Genomic DNA, 2,133 nt, shown 5'->3' with positions numbered 1-2,133 from the left:
CGTCTGTGTTGCCTCTGTTGCCCGTACGGTTCTGCGTGCCGTCCGTGACACGGTGGTCTCTGTTGCCCGCGCTGTATGGAACTGGATTTTCTTCTGAACAGTCTGCCAGGGAAATGCCTGATAACATTACGTTAACCAACTGAAAACATGACACAAACCCCTCATACTCCTCCTGTTTCTCTTGCGTGACCGCCTTGTCGTTAATAGAATAAAACTATCGATAAAACAAATATCGATCGTTGCTATCGATCGTTTATAGTGGTTAATGGTCTGCGAAAAGGCAGCTGAATCTCTTCATCATGCAGAACGGAATTGCACACAACGGACTGATACTTCTCTGGCGGATGAGAGAGGGGAAGCATTTATGTCCGGGAAAAACCACTTTATCTGACCATGCTGTTTTGTACCTGCCGGTATCCACTTTTGTGGGTACCGGCTTTTTTATTCACCCTCTGTAAGGAAAAGCTGATGAAACGACATCTGAACACCAGCTACAGGCTGGTATGGAATCACATTACGGGCACCCTGGTGGTGGCTTCCGAACTGGCCCGCTCACGGGGAAAACGCGCCGGTGTGGCGGTTGTGCTGTCTCTTGCTGCTGTCACATCAGTCCCGGCACTGGCTGCTGACACGATTGTACAGGCGGGAGAAACCGTGAACGGCGGAACACTGACAAATCATGACAACCAGATTGTTCTCGGTACGGCCAACGGAATGACCATCAGTAGCGGTCTGGAGTATGGGCCGGATAACGAGGCCAATACCGGCGGGCAATGGATACAAAATGGCGGTATCGCCAACAACACTACTGTCACCGGTGGTGGTCTTCAGAGAGTGAATGCCGGAGGAAGCGTTTCAGACACGGTTATCAGTGCCGGAGGCGGACAGAGCCTTCAGGGGCAGGCAGTGAATACCACTCTGAACGGCGGTGAGCAGTGGGTACATGAAGGCGGGATTGCAACGGGTACCGTCATTAATGAGAAGGGCTGGCAGACCGTCAAATCCGGCGCAATGGCAACCGACACGGTTGTGAATACCGGCGCGGAAGGGGGACCAGATGCAGAAAATGGTGATACCGGGCAGTTTGTTCGCGGAAATGCCGTACGTACCACTATCAATGAAAATGGTCGTCAGATTGTGGCTGCTGAAGGAACAGCAAATACCACTGTGGTTTATGCCGGCGGCGACCAGACGGTACACGGGCATGCGCTGGATACCACACTGAATGGCGGTTACCAGTATGTGCACAACGGCGGTACGGCGTCTGGCACTGTTGTAAACAGTGACGGCTGGCAGATTATCAAGGAAGGTGGTCTGGCGGATTTCACCACCGTTAACCAGAAAGGCAAACTGCAGGTGAACGCCGGTGGTACCGCCACACATGTCACCCTGAAACAGGGTGGAGCACTGGTTACCAGTACTGCGGCAACGGTTCTTGGCAGCAACCGTCTGGGCAATTTCACGGTGGAAAACGGTAAGGCTGACGGAGTTGTTCTGGAGTCCGGCGGTCGCCTGGATGTACTGGAAGGCCATTCAGCGCAGAAAACACGGGTGGATGACGGCGGAACCCTGGCAGTGTCTGCCGGTGGTAAGGCAACAGGTGTCACCATGACATCCGGTGGTGCCCTGATTGCAGACAGTGGTGCCACTGTTGAGGGGACCAATGCCAGCGGTAAGTTCAGTATTGATGGCACATCCGGTCAGGCCAGCGGACTGCTGCTGGAAAATGGCGGCAGCTTTACGGTTAATGCCGGAGGACTGGCCAGCAACACCACTGTCGGACATCGTGGAACACTGACGCTGGCTGCCGGGGGAAGTCTGAGTGGCAGAACACAGCTCAGTAAAGGTGCCAGCATGGTACTGAATGGCGATGTGGTCAGTACCGGCGATATTGTTAACGCAGGGGAGATTCGCTTTGATAATCAGACGACACCGGATGCCGCGCTGAGCCGTGCTGTTGCAAAAGGCGACTCCCCGGTAACGTTCCATAAACTGACCACCAGTAACCTCACCGGTCAGGGTGGCACCATCAATATGCGTGTTCGCCTTGATGGCAGCAATACCTCTGACCAGCTGGTGATTAATGGTGGTCAGGCAACCGGCAAAACCTGGCTTGCGTTTACAAATGTCGGA

General features: G+C 54.0%; 1 protein-coding gene and 1 pseudogene. Both read left to right on the top strand.

Annotation, left to right across the window (positions count from 1 at the left end; translation table 11 throughout):
- A pseudogene (locus tag ACJHX3_RS24725) lies at positions 1 to 97 on the top strand (GTPase family protein); the annotation flags it as partial.
- Between the two features lie 371 nt (positions 98 to 468).
- The coding region (locus tag ACJHX3_RS24720; RefSeq protein WP_410236241.1) for an AIDA repeat-containing protein at positions 469 to 2,133 on the top strand (1,665 nt) is incomplete at its 3' end.

The sequence above is a fragment of the Escherichia sp. WS1265 genome (assembly GCF_046487585.1).
Taxonomy (GTDB): domain Bacteria; phylum Pseudomonadota; class Gammaproteobacteria; order Enterobacterales; family Enterobacteriaceae; genus Escherichia; species Escherichia coli.
The sequence above is the reverse complement of the archived record's forward strand: the minus strand, read 5'-3'. Positions and strand labels throughout refer to the sequence as shown.